The 14748-nt window shown below is 52.3% G+C and carries 12 protein-coding genes; all 12 read right to left on the reverse strand.

What is annotated here, in order from left to right; all coding sequences use genetic code 11:
- Positions 1–292, reverse strand: a 292-nt coding sequence (locus Q397_RS0114625; RefSeq protein ID WP_038014151.1) for an electron transfer flavoprotein subunit beta/FixA family protein, incomplete at its 3' end; no start/stop codon positions are given.
- Between the two features lie 107 nt (positions 293–399).
- Positions 400–2040 (reverse strand): urocanate hydratase, encoded by a 1641-nt coding sequence (locus Q397_RS0114630; protein ID WP_028880055.1) that lies wholly within the window; start codon positions 2038–2040, stop codon positions 400–402.
- 21 nt (positions 2041–2061) lie between these two features.
- A complete protein-coding gene (locus Q397_RS0114635) occupies positions 2062–3153 on the reverse strand; it encodes a DUF917 domain-containing protein (RefSeq protein ID WP_028880056.1) in 1092 nt (363 codons plus the stop codon).
- A gap of 56 nt (positions 3154–3209) precedes the next feature.
- Entirely contained in the window at positions 3210–4478 is a 1269-nt protein-coding gene (locus Q397_RS0114640) for a Zn-dependent hydrolase (RefSeq protein ID WP_038014154.1), read from the reverse strand.
- Positions 4479–4484: 6 nt separating this feature from the next.
- Positions 4485–5861: a dihydroorotase gene (locus Q397_RS0114645; protein WP_028880058.1), complete on the reverse strand. Its 1377-nt coding sequence runs from the start codon at positions 5859–5861 to the stop codon at positions 4485–4487.
- A 128-nt stretch (positions 5862–5989) separates the two neighbouring features.
- Positions 5990–7843 carry a LysR family transcriptional regulator gene (locus tag Q397_RS0114650; protein WP_028880059.1) on the reverse strand — a complete coding sequence of 618 codons (1854 nt, stop codon included), beginning with the start codon at positions 7841–7843 and terminating at the stop codon, positions 5990–5992.
- A 28-nt stretch (positions 7844–7871) separates the two neighbouring features.
- Entirely contained in the window at positions 7872–8972 is a 1101-nt protein-coding gene (locus Q397_RS24330; RefSeq protein ID WP_051610083.1) for an acyl-CoA dehydrogenase family protein, read from the reverse strand.
- Between the two features lie 26 nt (positions 8973–8998).
- On the reverse strand, positions 8999–10162 hold the full coding sequence (locus tag Q397_RS0114660) for an acyl-CoA dehydrogenase family protein (protein WP_028880060.1): 1164 nt from the start codon (positions 10160–10162) through the stop codon (positions 8999–9001).
- 12 nt (positions 10163–10174) lie between these two features.
- On the reverse strand, positions 10175–11380 hold the full coding sequence (locus Q397_RS0114665) for a CaiB/BaiF CoA transferase family protein (RefSeq protein WP_028880061.1): 1206 nt from the start codon (positions 11378–11380) through the stop codon (positions 10175–10177).
- 17 nt (positions 11381–11397) lie between these two features.
- Positions 11398–12702 (reverse strand): TRAP transporter large permease, encoded by a 1305-nt coding sequence (locus tag Q397_RS0114670; RefSeq protein WP_028880062.1) that lies wholly within the window; start codon positions 12700–12702, stop codon positions 11398–11400.
- Positions 12699–13280 carry a TRAP transporter small permease gene (locus Q397_RS0114675; RefSeq protein WP_028880063.1) on the reverse strand — a complete coding sequence of 194 codons (582 nt, stop codon included), beginning with the start codon at positions 13278–13280 and terminating at the stop codon, positions 12699–12701. Before Q397_RS0114675 ends, Q397_RS0114670 begins: the two co-directional genes overlap by 4 nt.
- A 69-nt stretch (positions 13281–13349) precedes the next feature.
- Positions 13350–14390 carry a TRAP transporter substrate-binding protein gene (locus Q397_RS0114680; protein ID WP_028880064.1) on the reverse strand — a complete coding sequence of 347 codons (1041 nt, stop codon included), beginning with the start codon at positions 14388–14390 and terminating at the stop codon, positions 13350–13352.
- Positions 14391–14748: the final 358 nt, after the last annotated feature.

Here is a 14748-nt window from a genome sequence, read left to right on the forward strand (position 1 = left end):
CAACTGCCAACGGCTCCAGCTCGTCATCGGTTTCAACCAAAATGCCACGGTCTGCACCCATCGCCAAAGCGGTACGGATGGTTTCCTGACATTTTTTCTCCCCCATAGAAACGACAACAACTTCCGTTGCTGTGCCCGCTTCTTTCAGGCGAATGGCTTCTTCAACAGCGATTTCGTCAAATGGGTTCATGGACATTTTGACGTTTGCCGTTTCAACTCCCGTGTTGTCCGGCTTTACGCGGACATTCACGTTGTAATCAATTACGCGCTTTACTGCGACGAGGACTTTCATCATCAAATCTCTTTTTCGCGTGAATGAATAAATAAATCAAACTCCCCCAGTCGAGAGGTGACTGCCGTTGCACTTACAGCCACCTCTCTTCTTGGGAGACACCTACATCAAAGCGCGATGCGCTTGATGTTTTTCTTTTCAATCTCGTCATACGACTCTTCGTAGCCTGCGTCTGCATACCGCATCACGCCAAGCGCCGTATCGTTGGTGATTGAATTTTCAAGACGTTGTGCTGCCGCGTCCGTGCCATCAGCAACAACGGTAATCCCGGCTGAGGTCATATAGCCTGCGTACCCGCCACCACCGGAGTGGATAGCCACCAGATCAGCGCGGGAAGAACAGCTCATCATCGCGTTCAACAAAGGCCAATCAGCAATCGCATCGGACCCGTCTTTCATTTTTTCCGTCATGATGTTCGGGTGGGCCATGCCGCCTGCGTCCAGATGGTCACGGGTAAAGGCAACCGGACCGGACAGATGACCGGACTTGACCATTTCGTTGACTGCCAAGGCAAGCTCTGTACGTTCGCCATGACCAATCCAGGCGATACGGGCCGGTAGACCTTCAAACGGGACATTTTCACGCGCCAGACGGATCCAGTTTGTTACACGATCATTGTCGGCAAAACGTTCCAGCAGGAAGTCGTCGATCTTGCGGATATCTTCTGCATCATTGGACAACGCAATCCAACGGAACGGACCGATCGCGCGGCAGAACAACGGACGCAAGAAGGCTTCTGTAAAGATCGGAATATCAAACGCGTCTTCCACACCGCCGTCTTTGGCATGCGTGCGGATCAGGTTCCCGTTATCAAAAACAATCGCGCCCTTTTTCTGGAATTCCAACATCGCGGTGACGTGCTGGACGATACTTTCGCGCCCTTCTTTCATCAGGATGTCTTTGTGATCCGCGCGCAAGGAACGGGCTTCTTCCAGCGTACGAGTGTGCGGGACGTAGCCATAAACCAGATCGTGGGCAGATGTTTGGTCTGTCACAATATCCGGCACGATGCCACGCTTGAGAATCTCTGGATAAATCTCTGCAGCGTTGCCACACAAACCAACAGAAATGGCTTTCTTTTCCTCAACCGCTTTCTGGATCATGGCCAAGGCTTCGTCGAGATCTTTTGCTTGATATTGCAGGAAACCGATTTCGATGCGTTTTTGGATGCGCACCGGGTCAATTTCAATACAAAGGGTTGCCGCATTTGCCATGCTGCCTGCCAACGGCTGCGCGCCGCCCATGCCGCCTAAGCCAGCGGTCAGGATAAAGCGACCGGCAAGATTGCTGTCAAAGTGACGTTCCCCGATGATGCTGAAAATCTCATAAGTGCCCTGAATAACCCCTTGGGAGCCGATATACTGCCAGTCACCCGCTGTCAGGCCACCCCAGCAAATGAGGTTTTCTTTTTCCCATTTATAGAAGTTTTCAGACTTCGCCCATTGACCAACGATATTACAGTTTGCCATCACACACAGCGGGGCATCCACGTGGGTTTTCATCACGCCGATGGGCTTACCGGATTGAACGATGAGTGTTTCGTCTTCTTCCATCGTCTTGAGGGTTTCAACGATGGCGTCATGGGACGGCCAATCACGTGCGGCGCGCCCAAGGGCTGCGTAAACCACCAGATTTTCCGGGTCTTCGCCAACTGCCAGCACGTTTTCCAACAGGCGCAACAAGGCTTCCTGACGCCAGCCCTTACAACGCAGCTCGGTACCGGACGTTACATCAAATGTCTTTTTCATTTTTAACTCACTTACTTACTTTTATTTCGCCAAGGCATAGTCGGACAGGTTGATGCCCATGGTGGCTTCAACGGACGGATAGACGGCTGGATCAATCACAGACGAACTCAGCGGAATTTGATCTTTTGAAACGTGCAGCACATGAATGGTCATGCCTTCTTCCACTTCCCCGACACTTAAGGGGAAACCGTCCGGGTTCAGGGTCGTGATCACATCAGGATAGGTCGCCTGACGCTGACCGCCCGGTCCGTCCACCGCCATATATTCGTTCATGACGTGCAGGACATGATCGCCCTTTTCGTTGGTGACCGTGATGGTGCCCACGTCAAATGCTTCGGAGGTATAGACCACGGATTTATCCGTGACTTTACCTTCCACTAGAATGTAACCTTTGGTGGTTTTGCAGATCGCATCGATAACCGCAGAACCGCCTTTAGGTTCCGCATCCGTGATCGCTTCGCCTAATGCCAAGGCCATGGAAATCCCGCCCAGTGCCGCATTTTCACGCACATAGGATGCTTTCAAGGGGTTGCGGCAAGAGGCGATAAAGCCGCCGGACATATCAGATGCTGTGCGCAAAATCGGGGAGACTTTCGCCGTTGCGCCTTCTACCACCAACTCGATGTAAGAATTGTTTTTGCGGTTGCCGCCAACAGCGGTCTGGATCATTGGTTCCGTGCTGTTGGCCATACCGATAGAGCCCATATCGCCTGTCGGGTGGGCGCGCAGATCACCAACCGCATCAATCACTTTTGTACCCAAGATTGCAGACGGCAACCAAGCATTTAGCGTGGAGGATTTACCGTTTTGCCCCACCATCAGGCCATAAACCGGCGCGCCGAGGCGGTCTTGCAGCAAACGAACGGCGTTTACATAGTCAATCCCCAACATTTCCCACTCGGTTGTTCCGGCGGGCGCACCGATTGCGGCAGCTGTGGCAATCCATGCATCGTCTTCGACTTCGTCCATGCTGACCAGTTCGGGCTGTCCGGCATTGACTGCTGCGGTGCCCAGCATACGACCATGATCGGCCCAGCCACCGCCACCTGCGGCATAAATTGATCCACCTTTGATGGCAAATTCAACGTCTTCAAGGGTTAGAATACGACCCATTTACTTACTCCAATTCAAAATCATCTATTCAGTTGTATGGATAAAGACGCGCGGACTTAGCGCGCATCCATCTTGCATAAGGTTTCAAACACAACGGCGGTGCCGGCTGCGATCTGTTCGGGTTCCGACCATTCTTCCGGGCAGTGGCTGCGACCATCTTTACAGGGGACAAACACCATCGCCGTCGGGGCAATGCGCGAGAAAAAGGCCGCATCATGGCCCGCACCAGACGTCATGCGCATAGAGGTCAGACCCAACTGATCCGACATGTCCTTAACCAGATCGCTTAAGTCGTCATCACATTCAGAATGAAGGGAGTCTGATAGGATTTTCACCTCGCTAACCTCCACCCCTTGGGCGGTGGCGAGATTGGGCATCACGTCATTAATGAAAGCCAAAAACTCTTCCATCAACACGCGGGTCTGGGCACGCGAGTCAATCACCAACTTAACGGTGCTCGGCACCACGTTTGCCGCGTTTGGCTCAACGGTGACTTCCCCCGTTGTCGCAACAAAATAGCCTTCGCCTTTTTTCGCGATCTCTTTGGCTTTGTCACGGATGCCCGCGATAATTTCCACTGCACCGCTGAGAGCGTCTTTGCGCAGGTCCATCGGCGTAGTCCCGGCATGATCGGGCAGGCCTTTAACGGTGATTTCAATCCGCGTGATGCCGACAATCGTGGTCACAACCCCGATATCAAGTCCTGCTGTTTCAAGGACTTTGCCTTGTTCGATATGCAGTTCCAGATAGCCTTTGATGTCTTTGCGGCTTTCCTGTTTGATGGCATCAGGCTTGCCGCCCATACGGGTGATGGCGTCACGCAAGCTTTCCTCGTTCGGGCCTTTATAGTCCAGCATTTCCGGCTTTAACTGTCCGGTCATGCCGCGCGTCCCGATGCAGGAAAGGCCGTATTCGCTCATTTCCTCTGCCAGACAATCCACGATCTCAAGGTTATGTTTCAGGCGAATGCCCGCATCTTTTAAGGCACGTGCCACTTCAAGACCTGCGACCACACCTGCAACCCCGTCAAAGCGCCCGCCACCGGGAACGGTGTCACTGTGTGAGCCGATCATCAGGGTGCCGCGCTCAGGGTCTGTGCCTTCCAGACGACCGATCAGGTTGCCATTTTCATCCACAAACGTATCCAGACCGGCTTCTTCAAAGCGTTTGGTCAAATAGTCGCGGCCCTTTAAAAACATCTCGGAGAAAGATCGACGGGTATAAGGGATACCCGGTTCGGTCAATTCCCCCAACGCCATCAGGTCATCCCACAGGCGTTGCTGGTTTGCAGCCCAGTTGTGGTTTTGTTTTTGTTCATCAGACATGAGGTTTTACGCCTTTTCAATCTTGGCGGTGAGCGGGGTAATATAGTCCCCGTTGCCCGGCTCAGCGATCACGTCGCCGTCTTTAAAGACCAGTTCGCCGCGCACATAGGTCGCAACCGGACGGTATGGCAGTTCCATCCCTTCATAGGGACTCCAATCCACGACGTTGTGACCGCTTTCGCCTGCCTTGTAGCGATAAGGTGCATGGCGCATCACAACGATATCCGCGTCCTTGCCGATCTCAATCGCGCCTTTGCGGTGAGACAGGCGGAAATGTTCTGCCGGATTTTTCGCCAGCAAACGCGCTGCCCACGTAAAGGGCAAGCCGCGCTCATGCAGACCTTTCAACAACAGGCCATAGAGCACTTCCAGACCCGGTACACCGGAGGAGTTTTTGAGCATGTTCGGGTCTGTCTTGCGATTTTCTGACCAGCTAACGTGATCGGTGGAGACCAAAGTCACATTGCCTGCTGCCAGATGCGCCCAGAGCTTCTCCACTTCCGCTTTCGGGCGGATCGGCGGGTTGATCTTGGCTTTACCGCCCAGCTTGGCGACATGGTCTTCTTCATTCAGCGTCAAATAGTGAACACAGGCTTCAATGGTCGTATCAAACCCTTGCTGGCGATAGGCCGCGCACATGTCATAGCCCCGCCCGACCGAACAATGCACCACATGGGCCGAACATCCGGTTGCGGCACCGATTTCATAAATCTCCGCCATTGCCAGTGTTTCTGTGATCGCCGGACGGCTAAGGCCGTGGGCTGTGTAATCCGTAATGCCCTGCGCCTGAATTTGACCGGACATATGGGTAACCATCTCGTGATTTTCGTTATGGACACCAGCGGCTAAGCCAAATTTTGCGATCTCGGCAAAACATTCGTACATGGTGTGCGGCGGGATGCGGGGGAAGCGTTCAGGGTGCGTCCCAAAGGTAGAGAATTTAAAGGAACAGGCGCCCGCCTCGACCATTTCCTGCACTTTGGCCGCGCCTTCTTCGGGGTGGCAGGTGCCGTACAGGGCAAAATCCACGCGACATTCGCGCTTGGCTTCTTCCGCTTTCAAGCTCAGGCGTTCAGCATTGCAAATCAGATCGCCATCGTCATAGGGCATATCAACGATGGTTGTGACACCACCTGCTGCGGCAGAACGGGTGGACCAGGCAAAGCCTTCTTGATCTTTTTGGCTACGGCTATGGACCTGTGCGTCAATGGCACCCGGCAAAATGTAATCGTTTTTATAATTGATCGTCTGTTTGGCTTTGGGGGCATCACCAGAACCGATGGCGACAATGCGCCCACCAATCAGGGCAACATAGCCGTCTTCAATCACACGATCCGTCAGAACAACCTTTCCGATTAAGACGAGTTCACATTCAGCTAACATTTACTTCTCCTTGTTGGATTTTGAGTATCATCCACAAGGTGTATTTCTGTTAACTAGGTTATATTGAACTTACATAGATGTATTTTTGAATTGCTTATCGCCGTCGTTGACGACAGGAGACACAATTTCTAAGCCGCTGAAATATCAAGCTTATCGCGCAAAATTGAGATAAAATCGCGTTCCATGACCGTCAATTCGCGCTCGTTGGAATAAGTCATATACGTGTTTCTAAAGATCGACATGCCCGATATGGGCGTAAACTTCAAAATCCCCTGTTCAACATATCTTTCCACCGCCGCCAGAGGCAGAATCGTCGCATATTCAGACGTGCGCACCAAACCGATGACGGTGGCAAGGGAATTGACCTCCATGGCGATATCCAGATTGACCGCACTGACAAGATCGCCATCAATAATGCGCCTGATCCCAAAGACCGGCGTGGGCAGGACCAGCTTCACCCCTGCCAGCGCGGAAGCCGGGATATGATCCCCCGTGACGCCCTGATACTCAGGGTGACTGACCAGCCCCAATTCTTCCGCCCCATTGAGCTTAATGCGACCGCCTTGCACGGGGGCGGTTTCCACCAAGGCCAAATGGACGGTGCCATCCAATATCCAGTCCTGCAACAGATCGTTTGGCCCTTCCAACACCTGCACATTGACGTTTGGATACATTGACTTCCATTTGCACAAGGTCTTTGCCATCGCCCGCACAATGGGGGAGTCGTTATCGATGATCGGGATCATGCCAATACGCAGGCGCGATTGTCGTTGTGCAGAAATAGCCACCACATCGCGGCGGATACGTTCGCGCGCCTCATTAATGACATTGACGTAGGACGCAAAGATATGCCCTTCGGGTGTAATATCCAATCCACCGCGTTGACGTGAAAACAACTGCACGCCCAAATTCGTCTCCAGCTTTTTGATCTGACTGGACAAAGCGGGTTGCGCAACGCGCAAACGTTTGGCGGCAAGCGAGATATTGCGCGCTTCATAGACATAGGTGAAGTAATGAATTTGGCGCAGGGAAATCAGCGGATTAAAGACGTGGCTTTCTTCCATATTCAGGATACGGCTGGAAAAGGCCTTCACCAGACTTTTTGCGGCCGGATGATCACTGGCGATACGGGCCATTAGCTGACTAATCAGCGGTGTTTCCAGCTCATAACGATAAAGCTTGCGTTGCCCAAGGCGTGACGACAGCGTGCTTGCCGGGATTAAAAAGGCAAAGGCCTCAACCGATTGACAAAGACGCGGGAGGGAGCCGATATCTTCTTCGCTATTACTCGGCACCCCTAGCCCGTTTTCTTTACAGTAATTCAGCGCATCCGCCATCAGGTTGTCTGGCAGGCGCGGCAAGGTCAGGTCCAGTGCGCGCATATTATCGATGCTTAGGATCGAAAATTCCTGACCCGTCGGGGCGCACAGCATCTCGTTTGACACCACGACCCATTGATCTTCAAAGATCGGCAGCTCTTCGTAGCCATCTTCAAGGTCGGGGGATTTATATTCGATATGGATGGTCTGGTCTGTTTCAGACACATTGGTCTGTAAGGTGCGCAACCCTAAGGCCGATTGCAGGCCGAACTGAAAGTTCACGCTAAACAGCACATCCATATACTGGCTTTGCACTTCGCCAATCGCCGCGCTTAAGGCTTTGCTGAGCCGCCCTAAAAAAAACTTCAGCGACGATGTGATGGTAATTTCGTTGAGCGGAGCGTCTTTGTAATTGGGGATATAAGACTGTGCCGATTCAATCGCCCGCAAGATAATTTCCGCATTGGAATAGAGCCATCGGGCTTCCTTTGTGGGGTGGAAGCCCTGTTGTGTACGATGAAACAACTTGATGGCCAGCTCTTCTTCCAACAGGTTGAGACTTGTCGAGAGAGTGGAGGGCGCGATCCCAAGTTCCTTTGCCGCGGTTGCATGATTTGGTTGCTGACATGCAATCAGAAAATAGCAAAGCTGACGCGCCTCCATAATGTCCTACCCATATAAAAAAAGAGTTTTAAGCCATGAGAGTGTTATATCTCTCAATATGGTGCATGGGAATACCAAACAACAATTCGTTGGCGTTAATCCGCTTGACGAAATCGCCGATTTCCAGCTCGTCCGTCATGCCGATCCCGCCATGGATTTGAATGGCCTCTTCGCCCACATGACGACCGGACCAAAGCGATTGCACCCACGCTGCCCGGCTAAGGGATTTTGCATCCTCATGCCCTTCTTTCAAGGCCATTGCTGCGGCCATGATGATGGACCGGGCTTCTTCAACCTTGATGGACATATCGACCAGACGGTGTTGCAAAACCTGAAATTTGCCCAGTTCTTTACCAAACTGTTTGCGGATTTTCGCATACTCCAACGTTTGATCAAAAGCAGCCTGCATAGCCCCCAGATTTTCCGATGCCGCAGCAATCAAGACTTCATCCAAGGCATTGTCGAAAATCTCAAGGCCGTTGCCTTCATCAAGACGGGCGGCTTTTGCAGCCACAAAGCTGATATGTCCAGCCCGGCGGTTATCGACCAAATTGATCTCGCGGATGTTGGCGGCCACTTCGCCCGCTTCCACATAAAACAGGCCGAACCCATCACCGTCAACAGTGGCACTCACGATAAAGCCATCGGCTGCCCCTGCGGAGACAACGTTGCTTTTGGCACCGTTCACCACCCATTCCCCATTTTGCAGGGTGGCAGTGGTAGAGGGTGTTTCATAGCCATAGCCTTTACCCGTTTCATGCAACGCAATGCTAAGCACTTTTTCACCGGAGATCACGCCTTCCAGCAAATCTTCCACAGCTTCGCCCAGTTGCTCAAGGATTTTGCCAGAAAACACGACGCTGGTGAGGTATGGCAGGGGCGACAGACCTTTGCCCAGTGCCTCTTCCACGATCATGCTGCCCACAGCCCCTAGGCCAAAGCCGCCATTTTCTTCTGCAAAGGGGGCGGCAAGCCAGCCCATCTCCGCGCATGTGTTCCAGCTATCGGCTGAATAACCTTTATCCAGTGCCGCATCTGCGCGGGCTTTTTCCATACCGGCTGTGTCGTCCATAAAGCGATGAACGCTATCGGCGAGCATTTGCTCGGTTTCATCATATTCAAAATTCATAACTGCGTTCCTATTCCTTTTACGCCTTACAGGCCCAATGTCGCTTTTGCCATAACCATCCGTTGGATCTCGTTTGATCCGCCCCAAATGGTCAGTTTGCGCAAGTTCAGATAGGTCGGCATTGCCATCGCGGCTTCTGCCGGACCTGCTGGCAAGCTGCCATCGGCTTCCATAAACCCTTGGGAAACACCGACCGCATCCGGCCCCAGCATTTCAAGACGCAGGCGGGAAATGGCTTGCGCGATCTCTGTACCGCGAATTTTAAGGGCAGACGCGCGTGGTCCCGGATTGCCGCCTGCGTTCATGGTGGACAGCAGACGCAGTTCCAAAAACTCAAGCGCGCGCAATTGAATTTCAAGGCGCGAAATTTCTTGTGCAAACGGGCTGTTGGCAGCAACTTGTTTGCGCAGTTCCTTCAGGTTACGGCGTGAACGTGCGGAACCGGACATGATAAAGCGTTCATGTTCCAGCAAGGCTTTACCGTAGCCCCAGCCTGCCCCTTCTTCCCCGATCAGGTTTTCAACAGGGACGCGGACATTTTCCAAAAAGACTTCGTTGACCTCGTGATCGCCATCAATGGTCTTGATCGGGCGAATGGTGATCCCCGGCGTCTTCATGTCAATCAACAGGAAGGAAATCCCCGCCTGTGGCTTACAGGTCGTATCAGTCTTTACAAGACAGAACATCCAGTCCGCCCAATGGGCCCATGTCGTCCATGTTTTCTGACCGTTTACAACATAATGATCACCATCGCGCACGGCTTTGGTTTTCAGGCTGGCAAGGTCAGACCCCGCCCCCGGTTCGGAATAGCCCTGACACCACCACACTTTATTTTCGCGGATGGCTGGCAGGAAGCGGTCTTTCTGTTCTTGGTTAGCGTAGTTATAGATCACGGGGCCAACCATCGTGATGCCAAACTGCACAGGCGGTGGGGCATATAACGACCCGTAGGCCTGTTCAAACAAATATCGGCGTGTGGCGTTAAACCCCGGCCCGCCATATTCAGCAGGCCAACCCGCTGCCAACCAGTTGTTGGCGGCCAGCACATCCTGCCAACGCAGCATGTCTTCTTTGCTCAGGCGCTGACCAAGGCGTTCTTTTTCCTCGATATCCGCGGGCAGGTTTGCGGCCAGCGTGTCGCGCACATGTTCATAAAACTGCAAGTCTTCCGGTGAGAATGCAAGATCCATAATCTGACTTCCTTAAATAATATTTCGCGCTTTTAAGTCGCGGATTTTTTCATCGGACCAGCCGAGCACGTCTTTCAACAGGGCTTCGCCGTCCGCGCCCAATGTCGGGGCTTGTTTTTGCTGACCACGCGCCACGTCACCAAACTTGACGGGCTGTTCCGGCAGTTTAAAGCTGCCCAGTTCCGGGTGGTCGATTTGGGTAAAGAGCTGACGTTCAGACACCTGCACGTTATCCAGCGCCTGTTCCACATCCAGAACAGGCGAGGCAGGCACACCCGCTTGGGACAGCAACTGTACAGCTTCTTCCACCGGATAATTGCTCGCCCAGCCTTCAATCAAGGCACGTAAAGCCGCTTCATTTTCACAACGGATGCTATCGCTGGCAAAACGCGGATCGTCCAAGATCTCCGGCATGCCCATGGTTTCGCACAGGCGGGTGAACAAAATCTGGTTGGCAACCGCGATGATGATATAGCCATCTTTCGCCTGATAAGACCCGAACGGGGCAGACAGCGGATGACGGTTGCCCGTGCGTTTAGGCGCAACACCCGTAACCTGATATTGGGTCACAGCGGTTGGCAACAAAGACAACAGACTATCAAACATGGCAATATCCAGATGCTGACCTTGCTGGGTGCGTTCACGCTGGAAAAGCGCCGTGCTAATGGCCCAGGCGGCATAGACACCAGACACCGTATCCCCAATGGAGTCCCCGGCAAAGACAGGCGCGCGGCCCTCCTCCCCTGTGACACTCATAAAGCCACTCATGGCTTGGGCGATCACATCATAGCTGGGCAATTTCGCCATGCTGCCCTCTTGACCAAAGCCGGAGATGGAACAGTAAATGATCTTGGGGTTAATCGCCTTCAAGCTCGCATAATCAATGCCCAAGCGCTTGGTCACACCGGGGCGGAAATTTTCCACCACCACATCGGCTTGTTCAACCAACTCTTTGACCAAGGCCAACGCTTCCGCGTTTTTAAGGTCGAGCTTGATGCTTTTTTTGTTGCGGTTGATGAACTCGAAGTTCGCGCTTACGGACCCGACGACCGCGCCCATAAAACGCTGGTCATCCCCGCTTGGCGGTTCGACCTTCATGATCTCGGCGCCAAGGTCCGCCATCATACCGGTGCAAAACGGTCCAGCGACCACACGGGTAAAGTCCAGAACACGAACCCCGGCAAGTGGAAGGGCGGCAGTTTGATTTTCTTGTGTCATTTTATGATCTTCTTTTCTTAACGCAGTGCATTGGGGAGCCACAGGGCAATTTCAGGGAAGAAAAGCACCAGAAACAGCGCCACAATATTGGCAATCAGGAAGGGCAGCACCCCTTTGTAAATGGTGCTCAGCGGGATTTCAGGCCTGAGACTTTTTAAGACGAAGACATTGATCCCCACAGGCGGCGTAATCATACCGATTTCAATCACCATCACGTTGATAATCCCCCACCAGATCGGGTCAAACCCAAGGCCCGTCACCAGCGGGAAGACAAACGGCAGGGTCAGGACCATCCCGGCAAGCGCATCAAAGACCGCGCCCAACACCACATACATGGCAACCAGCATCAGGATAATCGCCATCGGCGGGATATCGAAACTTTTCACCCACTCGACAATTTCCTGCGGCATGTGCGACAAAGTCATGAAGTAGGTAAAGATGTTTGCGCCCAGCATGATCAGATACAACAGGGCAATAGAGCCCGCAGATTCATAGATCGTCGCCCAAAACGCCTGTCCTTTTAAGGCACCACGCATATAGGCAAAGGCCAAGGTCATCACCAGCCCAACTGCCGCACCTTCATTGACCGTAAAGATACCGGAATAAATCCCGCCCATCACCACAATGATAATAGCGCTCGCGCCCCAGCTTTTACGGGTCACTTTCAACCGTTCCGCCCATTCTGCACGCGGGGAAATTTCCGCCGCAGACGGGTTCATCATCAGATAAACACGAATAGCGATAAAGAACAGGAAGATGGACAACAGCCCCGGCATCACAGCCGCCAAGAACATATCAATGACAAACTGTTCCACCTGCACCGCATAAATCACCATAATGATCGACGGTGGGATCAAGGAACCGAGCGTGCCGCCTGCGGCCAATGTGCCGGAACAGAGCGACAGCAGATAATTGCGTTTTTCCATTTCCGGCATTGCAATGCGGGTCATAGTCGCCGTTGTCGCAATAGAAGACCCGGAGATCGCGCCAAATCCGCCACAGCCTGCAATGGTCGCCATCGCCAAGCCGCCGCGATAATGTCCGATCCAGACATTTGCGAGCTTGTAAATATCACCGGACAACCCGGCAATCCCCGCAAAACCACCCATCAACAGAAAGGTCATGACCACGGAAAATTCCTGATTGGTCAGCATGGATACGGTTTCAGTACCAAACAGTGAGAACATCCCCGACCAGCTACCGGTCAGCACAAGGAAGCCCCCTGCCCCGACAACAGCCATCGCAATCCCGACCGGGACATGTAGACAGATCACAAGAACCAGAGCACCAAGCCCGGTGATACCAACTTCAATGGGGGTCATACGTCTTCTCCCATGCCACCGCGGACAGGTACGTGTTTATAATCATGAGCGTCCGTGTTGCCTTCTTCGGCATCTTCCGCCGGGATTTCCCCGTGCAGCACTTCTAAAAACATCTGCACAACCACCAAAGCCTGAACCACAATACAAACGATAAAAATCAACGAAACCAACAACCAGACAGGCCATATTTTGACACCTAAAAGCCAGGTCACTTCTTCATTCTCAAAGACCGAGATGCTGTGCGTGCTGACTTGCCAAGCGATCAACGCCATTACCACTAAAGCAATCGTGTGACCAAACAGGTCCAGTGCTGCGCCTGTGCGACCGGGAAAAATATTCCCGAGAAACTGGACGGAAACATGATGCCTTTCGGCAAGGGAGGCGGGAAAACAGGCGGCTGCTGAAAAAACAATAGATAAATCTAATACATCACTAAAGCCGGGGATGGGCACACTAAACAATTCGCGTCCCAGAATATCGAAGATGGTCACCAGCGACAGTCCGACAATCCCGGTCAGGCCGACAATCGCAATAAATTTGGTCAAGCGTGCAACTATAAAAACGCGTTCCACTGGCACAATTCGGCCCTCCAAAATAGAAAAAAGGCGGTATCAGGGTACACTTGTCCAAACACCGCCTTTTTTTGATTAGTTCTTCGCGCGAATTGTGTCGCGGATGCTGAGCATTTCCTGATAGAGGTTCACACCTGCGTCAGACTTGACGTTCCAGCCCTCTTCGATCCCGGACATCTTTTCTTTCACAGATGCCAATTGCTCTTCGCTCCACATGCCAATCTCGTGCTTGCCGTCTTTAGACAGCTTTTCACGGGATTCTGCAATCTGTTTATCCAGATTTGTGTTCAGCAGATTGGTAAACCACGCACCACGATATTTATCCAATGCAGCCTTGGCTTTTTCCGGCAGGGACTCATACTTTTCTTTGTTCATAGGGAAAAGGACAGTCACGTTCCCCAGCGGCACGTTGATGACGTGATATTTCGCCGCATCGGAGATACGGAAGTTGATCAGGTTGCCGTCATCCATCAGCGCGCCATCCAGCACACGACGCGAAATATTTTCTGCAATCTTGGTCGCTGACACGCCACAGATCGGCACCGCACCTAAACGTTTAACGATTTCAACCTGTGTCGGACCACCTGCGCGGATTTTCATACCCGCCACGTCTTCCGGCGTTTTCATCGGCTGGTTGGCGTGCAATGTGTACGGTCCAACTTCGATGATGCCCATCAGTTCAATTTTATCAAAACCGGACAGATGCCCCTTATCATACATCTGCTGTGCGGTCAGGCCCGCTTCAAGGCTATTGCCAAAAACGAAAGGAAGTTCGAACAGCTCAAGCTCCTTAAAACGGCCTGGTGTATAAGCAGCCACAACTTCGGCAATATCCACAACGCCATCTTCGACCAGTTTCAACTGTGTCGCCGGGTTGGACCCCAGCGTCCCCCCCGGATAATGCTGGATCTTCAACGTCCCTTCGGACGCTTCTTCAACCGCTTTGATGAAAGCCGGAACAGACACACGGTTGTTAATGCTTTTTGGGGAAACAAAACTCGCAAATTTCAAAACTGTCGGTTCAGCCGCTTGTGCAGAACCAGCCATTGAAACACCCATAGCAACCGCTACGGTCATGACGATTTTTGAGATATTGGACTTCAAGCCATTCTTCATCGGCTTCCCTTTCTGTTAAACGATTTTGGTGCGCCTTATTCGCGCTTATTTGCTGAGGCTATAATCATCAAAACCGCATCCAGAAGGTAAATACTTTTTCCATAATTTAGCTATAAGGATTCCCGAACGAATTAAAGCCATCAGGATCTCAAATCTATTTTTCATTTTTATTTCAATTGGATGAGAGATATATGTTTTATTGATTACTTACCTTTCTGCTGTGCCTGTTTCAGGTTTTACAACCCACTTGCCCCGCCGGTTTTTGCACTGCATCATATTCCAAAAAGGGACCACCCCCACCTCTCAACACCCAAGACGTGTACCGCAAAAATAAAAAGCCGATCCCTATACAGGACCG

The organism is Terasakiella pusilla DSM 6293 (assembly GCF_000688235.1).
GTDB lineage: Bacteria > Pseudomonadota > Alphaproteobacteria > Rhodospirillales > Terasakiellaceae > Terasakiella > Terasakiella pusilla.

Excerpts from the sequence above, each read along its gene's own strand:
- Q397_RS0114645 (WP_028880058.1), bottom strand. The coding sequence starts at position 5,861 with ATGTTAGCTGAATGTGAACTCGTCTTAATCGGAAAGGTTGTTCTGACG.
- Q397_RS0114670 (WP_028880062.1), bottom strand. The coding sequence starts at position 12,702 with ATGACCCCCATTGAAGTTGGTATCACCGGGCTTGGTGCTCTGGTTCTT.
- Q397_RS0114660 (WP_028880060.1), bottom strand. The coding sequence starts at position 10,162 with ATGGATCTTGCATTCTCACCGGAAGACTTGCAGTTTTATGAACATGTG.
- Q397_RS0114635 (WP_028880056.1), bottom strand. The coding sequence starts at position 3,153 with ATGGGTCGTATTCTAACCCTTGAAGACGTTGAATTTGCCATCAAAGGT.
- Q397_RS24330 (WP_051610083.1), bottom strand. The coding sequence starts at position 8,972 with ATGAATTTTGAATATGATGAAACCGAGCAAATGCTCGCCGATAGCGTT.
- Q397_RS0114630 (WP_028880055.1), bottom strand. The coding sequence starts at position 2,040 with ATGAAAAAGACATTTGATGTAACGTCCGGTACCGAGCTGCGTTGTAAG.
- Q397_RS0114650 (WP_028880059.1), bottom strand. The coding sequence starts at position 7,843 with ATGGAGGCGCGTCAGCTTTGCTATTTTCTGATTGCATGTCAGCAACCA.
- Q397_RS0114640 (WP_038014154.1), bottom strand. The coding sequence starts at position 4,478 with ATGTCTGATGAACAAAAACAAAACCACAACTGGGCTGCAAACCAGCAA.
- Q397_RS0114680 (WP_028880064.1), bottom strand. The coding sequence starts at position 14,390 with ATGAAGAATGGCTTGAAGTCCAATATCTCAAAAATCGTCATGACCGTA.
- Q397_RS0114665 (WP_028880061.1), bottom strand. The coding sequence starts at position 11,380 with ATGACACAAGAAAATCAAACTGCCGCCCTTCCACTTGCCGGGGTTCGT.